Genomic DNA, 18,986 nt, shown 5'->3' on the forward strand with positions numbered 1-18,986 from the left:
CTCCTTAAAGCGTGGCCATTTCGGCGATGGAAAGTCCTGATCGTATTTTTTCGAGCCGTTCATTGGCGCGTGTCAGTGAGAGAAAGGCCGGACGAATGCCGGGCGGTCGCAACAGGCCGCGAAGCGAAAGCTCCTGCATGATGGGGAAATGGGCCGCGGAAATCTTGCCCATCCAGAAGGGGTCAAGAGCGCCGCCTTTACGAAGATGCTGGAGGATTTCGCTCAACCCACGAAGATAGATGGCGTCTTTCGGTAGCCCGCCGCCGCGATAGACGCGCAGCACCATGTTGAAGGCATTCGCCTGATCAAAATGATGCTCATCCGTGACCAGTCGATAGGTCTCGACGAAACTTGCCCCATCGAGCATGGCGGCACAGGCGACGACGCGTCCGGCGACGAGGCGAAGGCGCTGGCGTGTCATGCCACCCGAAAGATGTTCGGCCAGCACGGCTAAGCCTTCCTGCACGCCCTCATAGCCGGAAAGGCCGCTGCGAAAGAGCCGAAGACCCTGAGCCGAACCGTTGAAGTAGGTGAGCAGGTGAACGCCGATCTCGTGATGCAGCAAGGCGTCGAGGCGGCGCTGCTCCATCACCGTGTGGCGGGAAATCAGCAGCTTTTCGCCGGTCACCATCAGACCCGGCGGAAGGTCATCACGGATTTCGACGCGCGCCTTGAAGCTCGCCTCCTCCTGATGATAGGCGTCGACCATCTCGCGTGCCTTTTGCGCGACTTCGTAGCAGCCGACCATGGGGATATCATCTTCATTGGCAGGCATCTTACAACGCGCGAGGACATCGAGCGCGAGGGTTAGCAGTTCCGGCTCGACCGAACTGTAAAGCGCACGGCCAAAATCGGTATACTGCCGCTTGTGCAGGTGGGCGAGCATCGTCAACTGCAGGTCGATCTCCTGCTGCTTTTCGCGGTAAAGATGATAGAGGACCGGGTCTTCCAGATGGTCGAAGGCGACCGAATAGAGCTTGCGCTTCTGCTCTTCCACGTCGACGCCCAGCGGGCGATAGAGGAAATGCGGCGCATACTCGAAATCGCTTTGCTTGAATTCCTCGAAGGCCTGACGCGCGTTGATCGGCGTGACCGACAGGAGGAAATCGAAGGATTGAGCGATTTCATCAACCGAGCGATCGGCACGGCGCACCGCATCGACAAACGCCTTTCGCCCGAGCGCCCGGTGCGTTGTGATGTTCAGCGTGTTCGTTTCTGTCGCGAAGGCTGAGAAAGCACGAAGCCCTGCATCGAAAAGATCGGCAATCATGGTTTCGCGAAGACCGGGATAGTCGGTTCCTGATTCCGGCTGACGATAGATGGGCGCGAAGCGAACGCTGATGCAGGGGAAAGAAATACCAGCCTCTCTCAGCCGCAAGATCGGATCCTGTGCGGGTTCCGGCCGCGTGATGCGCGGGGTGCGGAACCGTATCTCGGCATCGCAAATCGCCTTGATGAAGGCTTTCCGGGCATTCTGCGTCTCGGGTTCCGTGGTCGCGGAGACGGCGACTTCGTAATGCGGCAGGAAGGGGGAGTCGTCAGCCAGCAGGATATCGTGCTCCAGTTCGCCGATATCGAGAACGACGAAGGCGCCGAAGCGCTTGACCATCTCATTGCCGATCGCCTGGATGATCGGTGCGGCTTCGCTCAAGCTCGAGGCGATGAGGTAGGATGCATTGGCAGAAGCAATGTCGCGCGCTGCAAGGTTCTTCGTTCCGTAGGTCAAATGCAGGCACAGGAACGGAAGCGGCCTGTCGATATGAAGACGACCATCCTTGCCGACATCCTTGCGGATCGCCTGTCCCTCAGACAAAGCGGTTGAGATTTGCGACAGCAGCGGCTCTTCTTTTGTCTGCTTGATCGGGGAGATATTGCTCATTGGTGCTCTCGCAGCAACCGTTCAAGCAGTGCTTCCAACGCGATCATCGTGCGGCGAATATCGGCGATAACCCGTGTGTCCGGTTCTCCGGTCCACTCGTCCATGAAGATCTTCTTGAACTCGATGGCAATGGCACATCCGGTGTCCGGATAGGTCTCATGAACGAAGCGCGTTTGTTCGCCGCGTCCCTGAAATGCAATATTTTCACGAACGTCGAGCTTGCGGCCACCGATCTCAGCCGAGGCGAAGTGCTCCATCACGGCGTCCACCGCAAAGGCCCAGCGGCCGCGATCCATGGAGATGGTGCCGATATTGATGTCGGGCGCCTTTTCCTGCGCGGTGACAGGTCCATCGGCGCCCTGGCGGCGGTGATTGTAGCTGTGAACGTCCAACAGGATAAAGCGACCATGTGACCTTTCGATCCGATCCAGAAAGGCCGACAGCATCGCGTAATAGTCGTCGTGCACGGAGAGAGACGCGGCAATGGCAGCGTCGGATGGACGCGTGCGCCAGACCTCCAGTCCCCAGGACTGATCGGGCGTGAGATAGATCGCGGCGTCCCTTGCACGATTGAGGTCGATCTCGAAGCGTGATCGCTGCCCGATGATCCTGTTTGTCAGGCCGCCGATCATCTCACCGGTATAAGGATCTTCCTCATAAAGCCGTTCTTTATCGGAAAGCGCCATCGTGTCGAGGAGATCGTCGCGCAGAAGATGACCGTCATGGATAGCGGTGCCAATGATCGGTGAGCGGCCAAATGACGCCGACCAGATTCGTCTTTTTGATGTGTTGGGACTTGCGCCGTTTTCCGTCATTTTCCCCTCATGAACTCGGGTGGGAAACACGAAAGCGCGAATGTTGGTTCCAGGATACCTCTATTGGATCGTGGAACAGCCTAAAACGTGTTGCAATCTCTCAGATTAGGTCCTGATGCTTCAAGCCTCTGTTTTGTCGTATGTCGGGATCGCAAAACCGCTGCGCGATCTGCGTGGACCATCCTTTTAAGAGCGGCTTACTTGCTCACCTCGGCGAATGCGAAACCGGTGGCCGTCCTCGGTCTTGATCGTCTCGAGAAGAATATGACCATCTTCCCGGCACATATGAGTAATATCGATGACCGCCAGAGGGTCGGTCGTCTCGACAACCAGGTCTTCATTAGGGAGCATGGCGGAAAGTTTCTTGCGACTTCGCAAAACCGGAAGAGGGCATTTCAGCCCCTTCAGATCGAAGACGGCCTCGGTTACCGAGGTCACTCCTTGGCCCAGAACTTCCAGAACGGTTTCTTTGCCGGTTCTTCCTGTGCCGTTGCGCTGAATGCGAGCGGGTTGACGGCGGGAACAGGGATGGCCTGCGCTGCTGCCGCTGGTGCTGGCTGCGTCTGAACCTGTGCCGCGGCTGCGAGCATGACGGATGTCGGGCGGGCAGCGACCGCAGGCTGGGATGGCGTTGGCTGCGATGCCGGAGCGGTCGTGCGCGGTGTTGAACCAGAGGCCGAGGCAATGGCGGTCGCCCCGGTTGCGGAAATCCCCTTCGCCGCCTTCTTTTCCATCAGTGCGGCGAATTCGGTTTCCTTCATCAGCTTGCCGGCTTTCAGCGCCGAGCCGGTCGGTGCGTAAGCCGGTTCGCGACCTTTACGCTTTTCTGCCACCAGAACCTTGCGCTCGGCCTCGGTCGGATCATACCAGACCATACCGTCGAACTTCTTCATCGCCTTGTCATAGGCAAGGTCGTAGGTCTTGTTGTAGCTGACCATTGTGCTGGCGAGTGCCGGCGGCGTGCTCATGGCGGGGCAGGTTGCAGCAGCGTTGAACTGCCCACCCTGTGTCTGCTGATTGAACACGTATTTCTTCTCGCAGACATTCACCTCGGGCGGACGCTTGGTGACTTCGAAATGATCGTAGCCGACCTTCAGCATCTTCCAGAATTCGTAATTCTCGCTTTTGTGGTGGCGTGCCATGTTTTCCGCGGTCATGCGGAATGGCAGCGCCTGTAGCTGGATCGTCTTCTGGCCGCCCTTGAAGGCGTCACGCGCGAAAGCGTAGATCTCCAGCATCTGCGCGTCGGTCATCGAGTAGCAGCCCGATGACGAGCAGGCGCCATGGATCATCAGGTTCGTGCCGTTGCGGCCGTTCGCTTGATCGTAGCGGTTCGGGAAGCCGGTGTTGATCGAAAGATAGTAGTTCGAATAGGGATTCATGTGGCCGGGAGAAAGGTTGTAGAACCCTTCTGGCGCCTGCCTGTCCCCCTCTTTGACCTTCGGTCCGAGTTTGCCGGACCAGGCGCAGATATCGTAGGACGCAATCACCTCGAACCGGTTGTCGCGTCGTGCCTTCCAGACTTCCAGCTTGCCTTCTTCCTTCAAGATGCGAATCATGATCGGCGCATTGCGATCCATGTTCTTCTTGTCCATCTCGGCAAGGATGGTGGGGGCGAGGGGATAATCGACCTTGTTTTTGACATGAGACACGTCACGCTCGACGGTTTCGAGCGTTTCGTTACAGCCCGCGAGCATTAGACCGGCGCAGGCAAGAAGAGCGATGTGTCTCAAACGCATGGGCGTCATACCGATTTGCATGATGTCTAATGCTCGTAAGGTAAATTGAATTTGATTACAAGTCAGTTGTTTTCTCTCGTGATTCAGGTCGTTGCGGCTTTGCTCTTGATCGCTATATTCAGGTCATGATCGCATTGTTCGAAGCCTACTGGCCCCACGTTCTCGCACTGCTCTCGCTTGTCATGGGGACCGTGGCTGCGGTCCATGCCACAATGACCAAACAGGAAGTGCGCTCAGCGCTGGGTTGGGTGGGCGTGATCGTGCTGTCTCCCATCATCGGCGCGTTGCTCTATGCCATTGCCGGCATCAACCGCATCAGGCGCAGCAACCTTGGGCAACAGCGGTCTTTGATGCATGGCACGATCATGGACCGGGTGGCGCGGTTCGACGCGGACAACGCTCTTGTCGTCGAGCGTTTCGGCCGACGCTTTGTGGCGATGAAGACCGTGGGCGACCGGGTGACGCGTGCGGCGCTTACCACAGGCAACACCATCGAGACCCTGTCCGATGGAGACGAGGCCTATGCGGCCATGCTTGACGCCATCGGTCATGCGCGCCGGTCGATCATCCTGGAAACCTATATTTTTGATCACGACCGGATCGGGCTTCGCGTCGTCGCGGCACTCGCGCGCGCCAAAGAACGGGGTGTGGAGGTTCGTGTGCTGGTCGACGCTGTCGGGGCGCGATACTCAGTGCCAAGCATCCTCTCCAAACTGCGGCTGGAAGAGATCAAATCCGCGGTCTTCAATGGCAACGTGATCATGGGGCTGCGGCTGCCCTATGCCAATCTGCGCACGCACCGCAAGATCCTGATCGTCGACGGCAAGATCGCCTTTACCGGCGGCATGAATATTCGCGAAGGCTTCACCCGCGAGTTCCATGGAGACAAGCAGTCGCACGACACGCATTTCAAGGTCCAGGGCCCGGTGGTCGCCGATCTTTTCACGGTCGCAGCCGAAGACTGGCGCTTTGCAAGCGGCGAGCGTCTGGACGGACCTGTGTGGGATATCACCATTCCCGATGGCGTCCCCGGTCAACCGATCCTGATGCGCGCGGTGGCCTCCGGACCGGACAACAGCATCGAGACGAGCCACAAGATGCTGATGGGTGCATTCTCCATCGCCCGGTCCTCGATCCGCATCATGTCGCCTTACTTCCTGCCGGATCGCGAACTGATCTCCGCCCTGACAACGGCCGCGCGTCGAGGCGTCGCGGTCGACATCATCGTTCCGGCGACAAACAACCTGATGCTGGTCGATCGCGCCATGACGGCACAGTTCGATCAGTTGCTCAGGAGTTACTGCCGCATATGGCGCGCCACCGGCCAATTCAATCACTCCAAGCTGCTCGTGATCGATGACCGCTGGTCCTATGTCGGCTCGTCAAATCTCGATCCGCGGTCACTTCGATTGAACTTTGAGGTGGATATGGAAGTTCTGGATGAAGGCTTTGCGAACACAGTGTCGGAGCGAATAGGGCTGGCACTCGAGAATGCAACGCCGGTGAAGCTGGAAGAGTTGAGGGCAAGGCCGTTCCTCGTTCGTCTGACGGAACGGATATTGTGGTTGGCCTCGCCTTACCTTTGACATCGGCATCGGGTTGAACCCATGACGCGACCATGCGTCGATTGAAGGAACTAGAGCGTCCCTTGTGCGTCCCAAAGACGCGCGGCGCTTACGACAGGAAAACGATGCGACCGAAAAACGATAGTCTCCCTGCAGTTTTCATCTCGTCGCTGCGCAACCGCAAGAACCGGCGCTGTATAGACGAGGTCTCGGTCGAGGAGACCTCTCCGGTCGTGGCCTCCTACAATGTGCACAAATGCATCGGTCGCGACGGCAAGTTTGACCCCGATCGCATTTGCAGGGTTATTCACGAGTTGCGAGCCGACGTTGTTGCGCTTCAGGAGGCCGATAGTCGATTTGGCGAGCGGACGGGCCTGCTCGATCTCGGGCGGCTTGAACGTGAGTGCGGGCTGACGCCGGTGCAGGTGGCAGGCACCAGCAAGGCCCATGGCTGGCACGGCAATGTCGTGCTGTTCCGTGAAGGTGCGGTTCGCGATGTTCACACGGTCAAACTGCCTGGGTTAGAGCCGCGCGGCGCACTCGTAGTGGAGTTGGACCTGAAACTCGCGGGAACGCTCCGCATCATCGCCGCACATTTCGGCCTGCTGCGGCATTCCCGCGCTCAGCAGGCCAAAGCTCTGGTGGAGTTGCTGAACAAGCGCGAAGCGCAGCCAACCGTGTTGATGGGCGATTTGAACGAGTGGCGGCTGGGCAATGGCTCATCGCTCAATACCTTCCGCGAGGCCTTCGGGACCTTGCCGCCGGCGGTGCCGAGTTTTCCATCCGGACTTCCCGTTCTTGCGCTCGATCGCATCATCTCCAATCGCGAAGGCATGATCGAGAAGGTTGAAGCCCATGATAGCGCGCTGGCGCGTGTGGCCTCCGATCACCTGCCACTGAAAGCGACGATCAATACGGACCTTCTCAAGATGTCGGCTGCTGGCTAGATCGCTGCACTCCTTCGAACGTGCAACGATGCCCCCGCTCCGTGACGCTGGGTGCGATTCTTTTCGAACACTGCGTCAAACTCCCCAGTCGACACGATGGAGACAACTGAAGCTTGCCTTTAGACGCGGTATCTGGGTGCCATCATCCCGCCTAATTGGGCTTCTAGTCCATCATCGGTGCTGGGGCGATGAACGAGATTCTCCACCTGCTTGAAGGCTTTGGATCAAATCGTTGGAACCATTTTCGGTGTGCGCAATTGAATGTCCGACAAAGACTTCAGGGCTGTTGGGTCACAGAATAAAACAGGAGAAAACAGATGAAAAAGACTTTTGCCGTTACTTTTGCTGCCATGACACTTGGATTGAGCGGTCCGATCAGCGCAGTCGCAGCCGATCTGGCGCCGTACCGCGAAACCTACCAGGACAGCGATGACCGTAATGGCGTTAAGATCGGCTATCTGACCTGCGACGTTGGCGGCGGTGTTGGCTACGTGATCGGTTCGGCCAAGGAACTGGAATGCACGTTCAAGTCCACCGTTGGCGCGCGCCGCACCGACAGCTACACGGGCGTCATCCGCAAGATGGGTGTAGACCTCGGCTTCACCACGCAGGGCAAGCTGGTCTGGGCGGTGTTCGCTCCGACCGCCGGCTACCATCGCGGTTCGCTGTCCGGCCTATACCAAGGCGCAACGGCTGAAGCCACCGTTGGCCTCGGCGTCGGTGCAAACATCCTGGTCGGCGGTACGGCTGGCTCGATCCAGCTGCAGACTGTCAGCGTGACCGGCCAGGTTGGTCTGAACCTTGCTGCGACCGGCACATCCGTGACCCTGACGCCGGCCAACGGCTGATCGGCTTCATCGCGGCCACGTCAAAATGCCGCATGAGCAACAATCGCCCTCTTCGCTATATAGCGGGGAGGGCGTTTTCGTTACCGGACCAGAGAAACATCATGAAGCCAAACTTGTCGCTCGCCGTTTCGCTCGTCTTGCTTTTTGCGACGGGTGCTGTTGCCGATGGCGATCCGGTGGCGGGTGAACGCGCCTTTGGCAAATGTTCAAACTGTCACAACGTCGATACGCCCCGGACGCGGCTTGGACCACACCTGATGGGCGTTGTGGGAAGGCCGGCGGGTTCCGTTGCCGACTATCCGCATTACTCGCAGGCCATGAAGGATGCTGGAGCAGGCGGTCTCGTCTGGAATGAAGAGGCGCTACGGGAGTTTCTCTCAAGCCCGAAGAAGAAGGTGCCAGGCACCGCGATGCGTTTTTTTGGCCTCTGGAGTGAAACGGAGATCGACAACATCATCGCCTATCTCAAGACAAAACCGGCTCCCTGAGCCAGTTATCAACGCGAGGCGAGAATGTCTTCCGCCTCATCGAGAGCCATGGAATAGACACGGCTCGCCAACTCGAAGCTGTAACCGCCTCTGGCAAAAGCCGAGATTTCCTTGTTCATCCGCTTCTCGTCCACCTCGTCTTCACGACGGAACGGCCCAAACCGTCTCTTCCGTGCCAGCACGACGGCCGCGTAAAGATCGTCGCTTGCTTCAAGAGCGTGGGCTGCGATGTCCTTGCTGACACCTTTCTGATTGAGCTTCTGGGCGATCGCCCGCTTGGATTTTCCGCTGCGCACCGCGGAGCGGGTGGTGATTTCGGCAAAGGCATTATCGTCCAGCGCCTTGATCTCATAGGCAAACCGCACCGCGGAGTCTGCCAAAGCGCGGATCTGCTCTGCGGAGATGTCGTCGAATTTCTCTTTGGCCTTGCGGGAAATGGCATCGAAAAGCTGCCGCTCCGTCATCATCCGTCTTTCCAGACGGTAGATCGTGGAGTTCCTTGCCCATGTCAGCATGCGGCTTGTGGGAGCGGTCTCGGTCGGCTCGTCACTCATCTCAGGTCTGCGGCGCCTCGTGCGGCGGGTTCTTCAAGGCGTAGACCCCCACCGGATGCTCAAGGCCGCGCAGCAGTTGTGGCCCGATGCTGTCGAATTCGCTCTTGTTGTCGATCATCGCGACGAAATCTTCGGAGAGCAGAACCTGCCTGCGAACCGTTTTGGTCAGGGTTTCCAGGCGCGAGGCAATATTGACCGCAGGGCCGATGACCGTGAAATCGAGCCGGCTCTTGGAGCCGATATTGCCATACATGACATCGCCAACATGAACGCCGATCCCATAGCCGAACGGCTCGTGGCCCTTGTCGATATTGCTGATGTTCAATTCCTCAAGCGCAGTCTGCGCCTCGCGAATGGCGGCTATGAGGTTTGGTCCTGCATCGGCATTGTTCAACGGAAAGATGGCCAGCAGACCGTCACCCATGAACTTCAAAATTTCGCCGCCATGCTTCTCGATCGGCTCCGCCAGCGCATCGAAATAGCCGTTCAGCAATTCGATCACATCGTCACGCGGCCAAAGGTCGGAGATGCGCGTAAAGTCCCGCAGGTCGCAGATCATGATCACCGCGCTCACCGTATTGCCGCTACCCCTTCGCGTCGCGCCCTCCAGAATTTCCTGGCTGGCATGCGGGCCGACATAGGTTTCCAGCAATGTGCGAGCCATGCGGTTCTTCAGCCGTATTTCCGAGACGAGAGAGATGGCAGGCACCAGGCTTTTCAACTGCTCGATCTCGGATTCGAGAAATCCGTTCGCACGATCGCTGGCAAAGGTGACCACGTGGCGTTTGCCGAATGTGTGCTCAAGCGGCCATGCGACATATTCCGTCAGGCCTTCTTCGCGCAAATCCCGATAGATCTGGTAGTCCGGATCGATCGGGCCTGGCAGATAAAGCGGCTGTCGGACCTCGTCCGCCCCCTTGTGGATGTCATAGAGCGGGCTGTTCAGATATTCTGCCGTGGTTTCGCTACCATAGGCATAGGTCGCAAACTCCGCTTCCTTCTCGCCCCGGTTCCACAAGATGCGCGCGCCGCGCCATTGCGGGTGTTGCACGAGAAAATTCATCGATGCCCGCGCAATCGAGATGCCCTGGCTTCTCAGTCGCCCGCACATCTCGACGAAAATATTGTCGATGTAGCGGTTATCGCTCGTCCCAGTCACCAGCCAGTCGAGCACATCGCTTCGCTGGTGTGGCCACAGCGCGTTCTCTTCGACTGGGTTTGGAATATCTACGGTTTCCACAAGAGCCATGTGCTCGCCTCTCCGCCTTTGCGTGATTGAAGAGGCGGCAGCGCTCCCACTTCAATGCAGGGCATTTGGTGCATCATAACGGAAAATGGAAGAGCGGGGAGGATAAGAAATATTGGATATAAAAAAGGGCGCCTGCATGCGGCATCCGCCGGCAGGCGCCCTTTTTCGATCTTTAAGGATCGTTTTAGAGAACGGCGGTCAACGGAAGCTGAAGAGCGTTCGCAACGCGTCTCAGTCGCGAGGGATCACTGTCTGCGCCCGTTTCGAGAGCCAGAATTTCCTGTGAGGTCAGCCCGCAGGTCAGGGCCAACTGATCGACCGTGTAACCTGCAGCGTTACGCGCCGAGGCGATTTTGCCTGCAAAAGGGGCGCTGGTTTCATGTCCTGTAAAAGGTGTCGAGACGGAAATCGTCATTAATAAATCTCCCTAGAAGAATGGACACTGAATGTGCCGGCGGCGAATGCCGTCGCGTTGAATTGCATGCGACTGCGCTGCAAAGGAGAGATGAATGTTGCAGCGCAGCAGGAAAAATAGTCATCTTTGCCGCGCTTGCAATAGTTAAATTGCGATTAACGAATATGCCTTGGTCAGATTGTCGCACGCCTGCAATGGCGATGTCTCGCAATCATTGGAAGTAGCCACTGGAGCCGCGGCGAAACCCCGATGGCGGAATGCCGGCAATCTGGCGGAACGCCTTGTTGAAGGCACTCACCGAACCAAAGCCGCTTTCCATCGCGATACTGAGAATATTGTCCTTACCGTTGACGAGCATGGCCTGGGCGCGGGAGAGCCGGAGAAGTGTCAGATACTTCATCAGCGTCATCCCGGTCGACTTGCGAAAGACGTTCATCGCGTATTTTGGGTGCAGGTTCGCCACCCGGGCGATATCCGTCGCATCGATATCTTCCAGAAAATTGGCGGCGATGAAATCGCACATCCGTGCCACCGCAACGGATGCGGCATTGTCCTGACTGGCCGTCTTTGACGCTGGGGAGGCTGGGGAAATGACATTGTAGGGCTCCATGAACATGCGCTCCACACGCAGGATCAGCTCCTGGACAGCATTCTCGGCCTTGGCGGTGTCACCCGATTTCGCATAATCCCGCCATCGGGCGAAGTTCTCATCATCTGCCTTCCCCGTCACCTCCGTCAGCATGGTGGCACCGCCCATCAACATGGCGGAGACGGCGGGTGGAAGACGCATGCGGAAGAAATGAAAGAGCGGCAGATGCGCCCCGGCGTAGAAGGAATCGTCAGAGGATTCGTCCATCTGATGCGGTTGTCCGCCCCAGAATAGACACATCTGCCCCGCACTCATACGGAACGTGTGGTCGCCCATGCGATAGTGAACGCTGCCGGACATGACGTAATTCACTTCTACCTGCGCGTGCCAGTGGGGCATCAGCATGACAGGTGGGTGGGCGTAGAAAAACTGCAGCGTCGTCGGCCAACCCTCGATGCTGCTCGCACCCGGCTGATAGACGGCTTTTTCCTCGATCTTACTTTTCGACAAATTCACGTTCCCATTTTACGAGACAGATTTCGCCACCCCGCTACTCTGCACATGTTCGCTAAGAACGGCAATTGAAAAAGGGAGGTTTTCAATGTGCTTTAAAATCACGGGCGTGGCGGTATCGCTTGCCCTGCTTGCGGCTGCACCCGCGTCTGCCCAAACCACCATCACGATCTGGAGCTGGAACGTCGCCGCATCGGCGTTGAAATCCACTTTGGAAGGCTTCAACAAGGCCAATCCGGACATCAAGGTGGATGTCCAGGATCTTGGCAACAACCAGGTTTATGACAAGGCGCTTGCCGCCTGCGCCGCCGGTGGCGAAGGCTTGCCGGATATCGTAACCGTTGAAAACTTTGAGGCGGAAGTCTTCTGGAGCCGTTTCCCCGATTGTTTCACCGATGTAAAGGCACTCGGCTACACGCCTGAAAAGCAGGCGCTTTTCCCCGAATTCAAGCGCACCGAACTGGAAGTCGATGGCGTTGCCTACGCCGTTCCGTGGGACTCGGGTCCGGTCGCCGTGTTCTACCGTCGTGACTTTTATGAAAAGGCGGGTGTCGATCCGGCCACCATCAAGACCTGGGACGATTTCATCGCCGCTGGCAAGAAGGTCATGGAGGCCAATCCCGGCGTGGTCATGACGCAGGCCGACTTCAACGGAGACAGCGAATGGTTTCGCATGATCTCCAACGAACAGGGCTGCGGTTACTTTTCGACAGATGGCCAGTCCATCACCATCAATCAGCCGGCCTGCGTTGCGACGCTCGAAAAGCTGAAACAGATGAAGGATGCGGGCATCATCACCGCGGCGATCTGGGATGAAAAGATCCAGGCCAACACCGCCGGCAAGGTCGCAAGCCAGATGTATGGCGGCTGGTATGAAGGCTCGATCCGCTCCGGCTCACCGGACCTTTCCGGCAAGTGGGGCGTCTATCCGATGCCGAGCCTGACGGCAGATGGTCCGCGTGCGGCAAACCTTGGCGGCTCGTCGCTCGCCATCAGTTCCGTTTCCCAGAACAAGGAAGCGGCCTGGAAGTTCGTCGATTACGCGCTGACGACGAATGAAGGCCAGGTCATGATGTTGAAGTCGTTCGGTCTCGTTCCGTCGCTTCTGTCTGCCGTCAACGATCCCTTCGTCAAGGAGCCGCAGCCCTATTGGGGCGGCCAGGCCGTGTGGACGGATATTCTGGCGACCCTGCCGAAGATCAAGCCAAGCAGAGGCACGGCCTACCAGTCGGATGCGGAAGGGATCTACCGCGCCGTCCAGACGAAATATCTGGCAGGCGGCTACCCGGACGCCAAGACGGCACTCGATGATGCCGCCAAGCAGATCGAATCCGCAACGGGTCTTCCCGCTGCACAGTGATCTCCCAAGCTGAACCAGAGCCGGGCGCCCCTTGCACGGGGCGCCCGGATAGGGTCAGCCCTCATGTAAATTATCGTTCGGGAGGTGAAGATGCCCATCAGAACCAGGGTCGCCTATGCGTTTCTTGCGCCCTATCTCTTGATCTTCACGACATTCTGGCTCTGGCCGATCATCAACTCGTTTCTGCTGTCGTTCCAAAACACGCGCGTCAATCCATGGCGTTTCGCGCCGTCGATGAATTGGGGACGCCTGATCGGCGATCCGGCCTTTTACAATGCGCTCTACAACACGCTGATCATTCTCGTCATCCAGGTGCCGATCATGATCGCACTGGCCACCATCATGGCCGTGCTGCTGAATTCGCCACTTCTGAAAGCAAGACCGCTTTATCGCTTTGCCTTTTTCGCTCCGGTCGTCGTGGGTGAGGTCGCTTACGCCGCCGTCTTCCGTCTGATGTTCAGTGCCGATTTCGGCATCATCAACAAGATGCTCGTGAATGTTGGTCTCTCGCCCATCTCCTGGTTCGACAATGCGACCGCTGCCATGGCGCTGATCATCATCGCCGTGACGTGGCGGTGGGCAGGCTACAACGCCATCATCATCCTGGCCGGACTGCAATCCATCCCCGGCGACGTCTATGAGGCGGCGCGGTTGGACCGGGTCAGCAAACGCCAGCAGTTTTTCCACATCACGCTGCCGCTTCTGAAACCCATCATCATCTTCTGCATGGTGCTTTCGGTGATCGGCACGATGCAGCTCTTTACCGAACCATTCCTCATCACCAATCGCGGCGGCCCGGGTGGTGGCACGGAGACGCTCGGCATCTTCCTTTACCGCCAGGGCTTTACCTCGCTCAACTTCGGCTATGCCTCGGCGATTGCCTACACGATTGCAGCCCTTGCCATCGTCATATCGCTCTTCAATCTCTGGGTCGGGAGGGAGCAGAAATGAGATCGAAATCAAGATCGCTTCTCTGGCAGAAAATCGCGTTGCACGCAGCGCTCACGCCACTTGCTCTGATCTGGCTTTTCCCACTGTGGATGATGTTCGTCTTCTCGACCATGCCGGACTACGGCATCTTCAGTCCGAATATCGAGCTGATCCCGTCGACGCATTTTATCGAGAACTTCCAGAACCTGCAGGCCGATACCGATTTTCTGCGCGCGATGTTCATCTCGATCACGGTGGCGGTGATCTACACGGTCCTCTCCGTCATGCTGACGTCGATGGCGGGATGGGCCCTGGCGCGCTATCGCTTCGCCGGACGTTCGGTGGTGGTTGCAATCATTATCGGCACGATCACCTTGCCCTATGCGGTCGTCGTCATTCCGCAGTTCATCATGGTGGCCCGCGAGTTCAAGCTCGGTAACACGTGGGTGGCGCTGATCGTCCCGCCTCTCTTCAACTCGCTCGGCGTGCTCTTCATGCGCCAGTCCTTTTCCATGATGCCGGGTGAGCTGTTCGACGCCGCGCGTGTGGAAGGGGTGAAAGAGTGGCAAATCTTTCTGCGCATAGCGCTACCGCTGGCGCGCCCCACCATGGCCGCTCTCTCGATCATCCTGTTTCTCGCCTCGTGGAACAACTATCTCTGGCCGCTGCTCATCAACTCCCGCCCAGGAATGATGACGGCACCCGTGGCGCTCGGTACGCTGATCGGTCTCACCAAGGTCTCGTGGGGCGGGATCATGGCCGGAGCGGTGCTGCTGACCGCGCCCATCCTCGTCATCTTCGTGGTGTTGCAACGCCACTTCATCGCCGGCATTTCAGCCGGCGCCGTCAAGTAATCCGGGAGGAGCCGCATGGCGGGACTTTCACTTAAAAACGTCGTCAAACGCTATGGTTCGCTGGAGGTTATCCACGGCGCGAACCTAGAAATCCAAGATGGTGAATTCGTCGTTTTCGTCGGCCCTTCCGGCTGCGGTAAATCGACCCTGCTTCGCATGATCGCTGGCTTGGAGGATATCTCGGATGGCGAGATCGAGATCGGCGGCAAAGTCGTCAACGATGCGGAGCCTGCCGATCGCGGCATTGCCATGGTCTTCCAGTCCTATGCGCTTTATCCGCATATGACGGTTGAAGAAAATCTGTCCTTCGGCCTTCGCATGAATGGCAATCCCAAGGCGGACACGGAAGCGCGCGTTCGGCGTGCCGCCGAAATCCTGCAGATCAACGAGTTGATGCAGCGCAGGCCAAAGCAGCTCTCCGGTGGTCAGCGGCAGCGTGTTGCCATTGGACGTGCCATCGTGCGTGAACCGCAGGTGTTTCTCTTCGACGAACCGCTCTCCAATCTCGATGCAGAACTGCGCGTCCAGATGCGGGTGGAAATCTCCAAGCTGCACAAGCAGCTCGGCACGACGATGATCTACGTGACCCACGACCAGACGGAAGCCATGACGCTTGCCGACAAGATCGTGGTGCTGCGGGGCGGCAAGATCGAACAGGTCGGCGCGCCGCTTGATCTCTATGACGATCCCGAAAACCGCTTTGTGGCAGGCTTCGTCGGATCGCCGAAAATGAACTTTCTGCCGGGCAAGGTTGCTGGCGAGACCGCTGAGGGCGTGACGATCACCCTGGACCACGCGCCGACCTTCTCATTGACCCTGCCGGTTGCGGCGCGGCCTGGGATCGGCGCGCCAATCACGCTCGGTATTCGCCCGGAGCATTTCGAGGATGCCGGCAAGGCTGCCGATTTGACGGTTGCCGTCGATGTCGCCGAACATCTTGGCAATACCAGCTACGTCTATGCGCATCTGGCGGAAGAGTTGCCGTTGATCATCGAACGCCCCGAGTCCCGCCATGTGGGCAAGCTCGACCGGCTCACCGTCTCCGTTCCGGCCAACAAGGCCTTCCTGTTCGATAGCGACGGCACGCGCCTGCGCTAAACCCAATTTCACATCCAAAGCAGACGAGGAATATCATGCCCGACCTTCAACCCATCCGCTGGGGCATTATCGGACCCGGCACCATCGCAAAGACCTTTGCCGAGGGCGTTGCCCATTCGACGACCGGCAAGCTCGTGGCGATCGCAACGCGCAATCCGGACCGTCCGGGCCTGAGCGATGGCTTCCCCGGTGCCCGCATCGTCAATGGCTACGATGCGCTGCTGTCCGACGCAGAGATCGATGCCGTCTATATCGCAACCCCGCACACCGGCCACGCCGAATGGGCGATCAAGGCGATCCGTGCCGGCAAGCATGTGCTGGTGGAAAAGCCGATTGCGCTTTCCGCCTATGATGCCGATGCTATTTTCCACGAGGCGAAGAAGGCAGGCGTTTTTGCCGGCGAAGCCTATATGTACCGTCTGCATCCGCAGACCGCCAAGATCGTCGAGCTGGTCAAGGGCGGCGCGATTGGCGAGGTAAGGATCATCCGCTCCAGCTTCGGCTTCAGCATGGGCAGCTTCCGCGCCGATCACCGCCTGTTTGCCAATGAGAGTGCTGGCGGCGGCATTCTCGATGTCGGTGGTTATCCTGTGTCTATGGCGCGGCTGATTGCCGGTGCCGTTTCCGGTCAGCCGTTTCTGGAGCCCACCAAGGTTTCCGGTGTTGCACATCTCGGTCAGTCTGGGGTCGATGAATGGGCCTCGGCCGTGCTGAAGTTTCCGAACGAGATTATCGCCGAAGTGTCCTGCTCGATCATGGCGAACCAGGACAACGTGCTGCGCATCATTGGATCGGAAGGCCGCATTGAAGTGCAGGACTTCTGGTTTGCTTCCGGCCATAAGGGTGGGGTCGGCAAGATCGACGTGATCAAGGGCAAGGAACGCCAGACCATCGAGGTTGCCGAAGATCGTTATCTCTACTCCTTCGAGGTGGATGCGGCAGGCGAGGCCATTCGCAACCAGTCCCAGGAATTCGCCTACCCCGGCATGAGCTGGGCCGACACGCTCGGAAATCTGCGGGTCATGGATCAGTGGCGGGCCTCGGTTGGACTCGAATATGGCGTGGAGAGTGCTGCCAAGCGCGTTCTCAACATTGCAGGCGGCAAGGTTGCGCCGGGCAATTCCGTACCGAAGCGTCAAATTCCGGGCGTCGCCAAGCCCGCATCGGTCGTGGCGCTCGGTTTTGAGTTCTTCCCGAACTTTGCTTCCGCATCGCTGACCCTCGACAGCTTCTATGAGGCAGGCGGTAATCTCTTCGACACCGCCTTCGTCTATGGCGGCGGCAAGACGGAAGCGATTTTTGGCGACTGGCACACCAGCCGCAACGTACCGCGCGAAGACATCGTGCTGATCGGCAAAGGCGCGCATTCGCCGCTTTGCTATCCCGATATGATTGCCAAGCAGCTCGACCAGTCTTTGAACCGGCTGAAGACGGATTATGTCGATATCTACTTCATGCACCGCGACAATACCGATGTGCCTGTCGGTGAGTTCGTCGATGCGATGGATGCCGAAGTACAACGCGGGCGCATTCGCGGCATTTTCGGCGGTTCGAACTGGACGCGCCAGCGCATGGACGAGGCAACCGCCTATGCTGAGAAGACCGGCAAGACCGCGCCGGGCGCGCTTTCCAACAATTTCTCGCTGGCCGAAATGCTGGACCCGATCTGGGCCGGATGTGTCGCAGCCTCCGACGAGCCTTGGAAAGAATGGGCTAAAGAGCGCCAGATCCCGAACTTTGCCTGGTCCAGCCAAGGCCGAGGCTTCTTCACCGACAGGGCAGGCCGCGACAAGCGGGACGATGAGGAGATCGTGCGCGTCTGGTACTCCGAGCGCAATTTCGAGCGCCGCGACCGGGCAATCGAACTTGCCAGGGAGCTTGGCCGACACCCGATCCACATCGCGCTCGCCTATGTGATCGCCCAGCCTTTCCCCGTCATTCCGCTGATCGGCCCGCGCACCATTGCCGAGCTGGAAGACAGCCTGTCGGCGCTCGATATCAAGCTCACGCCTGAGCAGGTGCGCTGGCTGGAAGCTTGATTGATCATAAATATCCGGCCGCGGAAACCGCGCGGCCGGATGTCACCTGGATTGCAGGTTGGTGATATCGCTGTCGCCCGGAATGAGCTGCATCGGCCAGACGATGTGTTTGGGCTGTTGCGGATAGAAGCTGCTATAGGCCGGCATGGTCGATAGCAGGGTCTTGCCGACGGAGACGCCGAGATCGCGCAGCGACATGCGAAAACTCGTCAACCTCGGCTCGAGAAATTGGCCGCTCGGGCCCTCGCGAAAGCCGATGACAGCGAGATCTTGTCCGGCCCGAAGTTTTACCTCTGCAAGGCGCCGGTATAGACCGATCGCCATCAATTCGTAAATCAGGATCAGGGCTGTGGGGCGTGGCCGCATCTGCAACCACTCGCTTGCCGCGTGATAGCCACCCTGTTCGCTGGACCTGGCGCGAATGATGAGTTTTTCGTCATAGGGGAGAGACGCGTCCTCCAGACCCTTGCGATAGCCTTCAAGGAAAATGTAGCCGAGATTGATGTCGGTGTCGGGTGCTGCAACGGCAATCGACCGGTGGCCGGCGGCCGCAAGGCGAGCCACGGCGGTTCTTGCCACACCTTCGAAATCGAGATCGATCCAGGCGTGATCGGTGCTGGAGCCTGTTCGCCCCAGGGTGACGAAGGGCAGGCGCGTCTGCTTGAGGAAGTCGACGCGCTTGTCGATCCGGCTGGTGGACGAAATGACCATCGCATCCACCATGCGCCTTGCCACCATGCGCTTCAGATACTCGTCGGGATCCTCTTCCGCAGGACAAGGCAGGACGATGAGGTCGAGATTGTGGGTCGAGAAAACACTCTGCAAGCCATCCGTCACGCCCAGGAAAAAGTTGTCGGCGTTTTCGACCGCTTGCGTGTCGGACCCGGTCATCAGGCCGATGACGTTCGTGGCACCCTGTCGCAGGCTGCGCCCGGACTGGTTTGCGACGTAGCCCAGCTTTTCTGCCGCCTCCAGCACCCTGCGACGGGTATCGTCATTCACATCCGGCTTGCCATTCAAGGCGCGGGATACGGTGCCGATAGAGATGTCCAGATAGTCTGCGAGCTGGCGGATACCCTTCATGCATGTCCTCCCGGCTCCAAA

General features: G+C 58.5%; 18 protein-coding genes. 9 read left to right on the forward strand and 9 right to left on the reverse strand.

Annotated elements, in window-relative coordinates; genetic code table 11:
* Positions 1–4 precede the first annotated feature (4 nt).
* The 4 genes from AC07U5_RS18640 to AC07U5_RS18655 all read right to left on the reverse strand — a co-directional run bounded on the left by AC07U5_RS18640 (position 5) and on the right by AC07U5_RS18655 (position 4,433).
* On the reverse strand, positions 5–1,879 hold the full coding sequence (locus AC07U5_RS18640) for a flavohemoglobin expression-modulating QEGLA motif protein (protein ID WP_494723902.1): 1,875 nt from the start codon (positions 1,877–1,879) through the stop codon (positions 5–7).
* Positions 1,876–2,694, reverse strand: a complete 819-nt coding sequence (locus AC07U5_RS18645) for an N-formylglutamate amidohydrolase (protein ID WP_494723903.1) — start codon at positions 2,692–2,694, stop codon at positions 1,876–1,878. Before AC07U5_RS18645 ends, AC07U5_RS18640 begins: the two co-directional genes overlap by 4 nt.
* Before the next feature lie 186 nt (positions 2,695–2,880).
* Positions 2,881–3,132, reverse strand: a complete 252-nt coding sequence (locus AC07U5_RS18650) for a sulfurtransferase TusA family protein (RefSeq protein ID WP_494723904.1) — start codon at positions 3,130–3,132, stop codon at positions 2,881–2,883.
* On the reverse strand, positions 3,129–4,433 hold the full coding sequence (locus AC07U5_RS18655; protein ID WP_494723905.1) for a L,D-transpeptidase family protein: 1,305 nt from the start codon (positions 4,431–4,433) through the stop codon (positions 3,129–3,131). The genes AC07U5_RS18650 and AC07U5_RS18655 overlap by 4 nt, the downstream gene beginning before the upstream one ends.
* Positions 4,434–4,558: 125 nt before the next feature.
* Here AC07U5_RS18655 and cls point away from each other — a divergent pair, with 125 nt between their 5' ends.
* The 4 genes from cls to AC07U5_RS18675 all read left to right on the forward strand — a co-directional run bounded on the left by cls (position 4,559) and on the right by AC07U5_RS18675 (position 8,281).
* Positions 4,559–6,019: a cardiolipin synthase gene (cls, locus tag AC07U5_RS18660; RefSeq protein ID WP_494723906.1), complete on the forward strand. Its 1,461-nt coding sequence runs from the start codon at positions 4,559–4,561 to the stop codon at positions 6,017–6,019.
* 104 nt (positions 6,020–6,123) lie between these two features.
* Positions 6,124–6,945, forward strand: a complete 822-nt coding sequence (locus AC07U5_RS18665; RefSeq protein WP_062424000.1) for an endonuclease/exonuclease/phosphatase family protein — start codon at positions 6,124–6,126, stop codon at positions 6,943–6,945.
* Between the two features lie 317 nt (positions 6,946–7,262).
* The gene (locus AC07U5_RS18670; protein ID WP_062424001.1) at positions 7,263–7,793 is read left to right on the forward strand and encodes a DUF992 domain-containing protein; all 531 of its coding nucleotides are present in this window, start codon (positions 7,263–7,265) and stop codon (positions 7,791–7,793) included.
* Between the two features lie 101 nt (positions 7,794–7,894).
* Positions 7,895–8,281 carry a c-type cytochrome gene (locus AC07U5_RS18675; protein ID WP_335323627.1) on the forward strand — a complete coding sequence of 129 codons (387 nt, stop codon included), beginning with the start codon at positions 7,895–7,897 and terminating at the stop codon, positions 8,279–8,281.
* An 8-nt stretch (positions 8,282–8,289) separates the two neighbouring features.
* On the opposite strand, the gene recX is transcribed toward AC07U5_RS18675, so the two are convergent.
* The 4 genes from recX to AC07U5_RS18695 form a co-directional block, all read right to left on the reverse strand.
* Complete coding sequence (recX, locus tag AC07U5_RS18680; RefSeq protein ID WP_113226508.1) at positions 8,290–8,835, reverse strand: recombination regulator RecX; 546 nt, start codon at positions 8,833–8,835, stop codon at positions 8,290–8,292.
* 1 nt (position 8,836) lies between these two features.
* Positions 8,837–10,084 carry an adenylate/guanylate cyclase domain-containing protein gene (locus tag AC07U5_RS18685; protein ID WP_494723907.1) on the reverse strand — a complete coding sequence of 416 codons (1,248 nt, stop codon included), beginning with the start codon at positions 10,082–10,084 and terminating at the stop codon, positions 8,837–8,839.
* 184 nt (positions 10,085–10,268) lie between these two features.
* Entirely contained in the window at positions 10,269–10,499 is a 231-nt protein-coding gene (locus AC07U5_RS18690; RefSeq protein WP_062444964.1) for a helix-turn-helix domain-containing protein, read from the reverse strand.
* A 211-nt stretch (positions 10,500–10,710) separates the two neighbouring features.
* On the reverse strand, positions 10,711–11,604 hold the full coding sequence (locus AC07U5_RS18695; RefSeq protein WP_494723908.1) for a helix-turn-helix domain-containing protein: 894 nt from the start codon (positions 11,602–11,604) through the stop codon (positions 10,711–10,713).
* A gap of 85 nt (positions 11,605–11,689) precedes the next feature.
* On the opposite strand from AC07U5_RS18695, the gene AC07U5_RS18700 reads away from it, so the two are divergent.
* The 5 genes from AC07U5_RS18700 to AC07U5_RS18720 all read left to right on the forward strand — a co-directional run bounded on the left by AC07U5_RS18700 (position 11,690) and on the right by AC07U5_RS18720 (position 17,882).
* Positions 11,690–12,961, forward strand: coding sequence for an ABC transporter substrate-binding protein (locus AC07U5_RS18700; protein WP_112360378.1), 1,272 nt, complete (start codon positions 11,690–11,692; stop codon positions 12,959–12,961).
* A 90-nt stretch (positions 12,962–13,051) separates the two neighbouring features.
* The gene (locus tag AC07U5_RS18705) at positions 13,052–13,912 is read left to right on the forward strand and encodes a carbohydrate ABC transporter permease (RefSeq protein WP_062600603.1); all 861 of its coding nucleotides are present in this window, start codon (positions 13,052–13,054) and stop codon (positions 13,910–13,912) included.
* Positions 13,909–14,745, forward strand: coding sequence for a carbohydrate ABC transporter permease (locus AC07U5_RS18710; RefSeq protein WP_062424008.1), 837 nt, complete (start codon positions 13,909–13,911; stop codon positions 14,743–14,745). The genes AC07U5_RS18705 and AC07U5_RS18710 overlap by 4 nt, the downstream gene beginning before the upstream one ends.
* Before the next feature lie 15 nt (positions 14,746–14,760).
* On the forward strand, positions 14,761–15,843 hold the full coding sequence (locus AC07U5_RS18715; protein WP_312805357.1) for an ABC transporter ATP-binding protein: 1,083 nt from the start codon (positions 14,761–14,763) through the stop codon (positions 15,841–15,843).
* A gap of 35 nt (positions 15,844–15,878) precedes the next feature.
* Positions 15,879–17,882 (forward strand): aldo/keto reductase, encoded by a 2,004-nt coding sequence (locus tag AC07U5_RS18720; protein WP_494723909.1) that lies wholly within the window; start codon positions 15,879–15,881, stop codon positions 17,880–17,882.
* Between the two features lie 42 nt (positions 17,883–17,924).
* On the opposite strand, the gene AC07U5_RS18725 is transcribed toward AC07U5_RS18720, so the two are convergent.
* Positions 17,925–18,965 carry a LacI family DNA-binding transcriptional regulator gene (locus AC07U5_RS18725; protein ID WP_116492883.1) on the reverse strand — a complete coding sequence of 347 codons (1,041 nt, stop codon included), beginning with the start codon at positions 18,963–18,965 and terminating at the stop codon, positions 17,925–17,927.
* Positions 18,966–18,986 lie beyond the last annotated feature (21 nt).

The sequence above is a fragment of the Agrobacterium sp. GW821-FHT02D03 genome, from assembly GCF_059421725.1.

Excerpts from the sequence above, each read along its gene's own strand:
- AC07U5_RS18655 (WP_494723905.1), bottom strand. The coding sequence starts at position 4,433 with ATGCGTTTGAGACACATCGCTCTTCTTGCCTGCGCCGGTCTAATGCTC.
- AC07U5_RS18700 (WP_112360378.1), top strand. The coding sequence starts at position 11,690 with ATGTGCTTTAAAATCACGGGCGTGGCGGTATCGCTTGCCCTGCTTGCG.
- AC07U5_RS18715 (WP_312805357.1), top strand. The coding sequence starts at position 14,761 with ATGGCGGGACTTTCACTTAAAAACGTCGTCAAACGCTATGGTTCGCTG.
- recX (WP_113226508.1), bottom strand. The coding sequence starts at position 8,835 with ATGAGTGACGAGCCGACCGAGACCGCTCCCACAAGCCGCATGCTGACA.
- AC07U5_RS18670 (WP_062424001.1), top strand. The coding sequence starts at position 7,263 with ATGAAAAAGACTTTTGCCGTTACTTTTGCTGCCATGACACTTGGATTG.
- AC07U5_RS18720 (WP_494723909.1), top strand. The coding sequence starts at position 15,879 with ATGCCCGACCTTCAACCCATCCGCTGGGGCATTATCGGACCCGGCACC.
- AC07U5_RS18690 (WP_062444964.1), bottom strand. The coding sequence starts at position 10,499 with ATGACGATTTCCGTCTCGACACCTTTTACAGGACATGAAACCAGCGCC.
- AC07U5_RS18675 (WP_335323627.1), top strand. The coding sequence starts at position 7,895 with ATGAAGCCAAACTTGTCGCTCGCCGTTTCGCTCGTCTTGCTTTTTGCG.
- cls (WP_494723906.1), top strand. The coding sequence starts at position 4,559 with ATGATCGCATTGTTCGAAGCCTACTGGCCCCACGTTCTCGCACTGCTC.
- AC07U5_RS18665 (WP_062424000.1), top strand. The coding sequence starts at position 6,124 with ATGCGACCGAAAAACGATAGTCTCCCTGCAGTTTTCATCTCGTCGCTG.
- AC07U5_RS18685 (WP_494723907.1), bottom strand. The coding sequence starts at position 10,084 with ATGGCTCTTGTGGAAACCGTAGATATTCCAAACCCAGTCGAAGAGAAC.
- AC07U5_RS18640 (WP_494723902.1), bottom strand. The coding sequence starts at position 1,879 with ATGAGCAATATCTCCCCGATCAAGCAGACAAAAGAAGAGCCGCTGCTG.
- AC07U5_RS18710 (WP_062424008.1), top strand. The coding sequence starts at position 13,909 with ATGAGATCGAAATCAAGATCGCTTCTCTGGCAGAAAATCGCGTTGCAC.
- AC07U5_RS18725 (WP_116492883.1), bottom strand. The coding sequence starts at position 18,965 with ATGAAGGGTATCCGCCAGCTCGCAGACTATCTGGACATCTCTATCGGC.
- AC07U5_RS18645 (WP_494723903.1), bottom strand. The coding sequence starts at position 2,694 with ATGACGGAAAACGGCGCAAGTCCCAACACATCAAAAAGACGAATCTGG.
- AC07U5_RS18705 (WP_062600603.1), top strand. The coding sequence starts at position 13,052 with ATGCCCATCAGAACCAGGGTCGCCTATGCGTTTCTTGCGCCCTATCTC.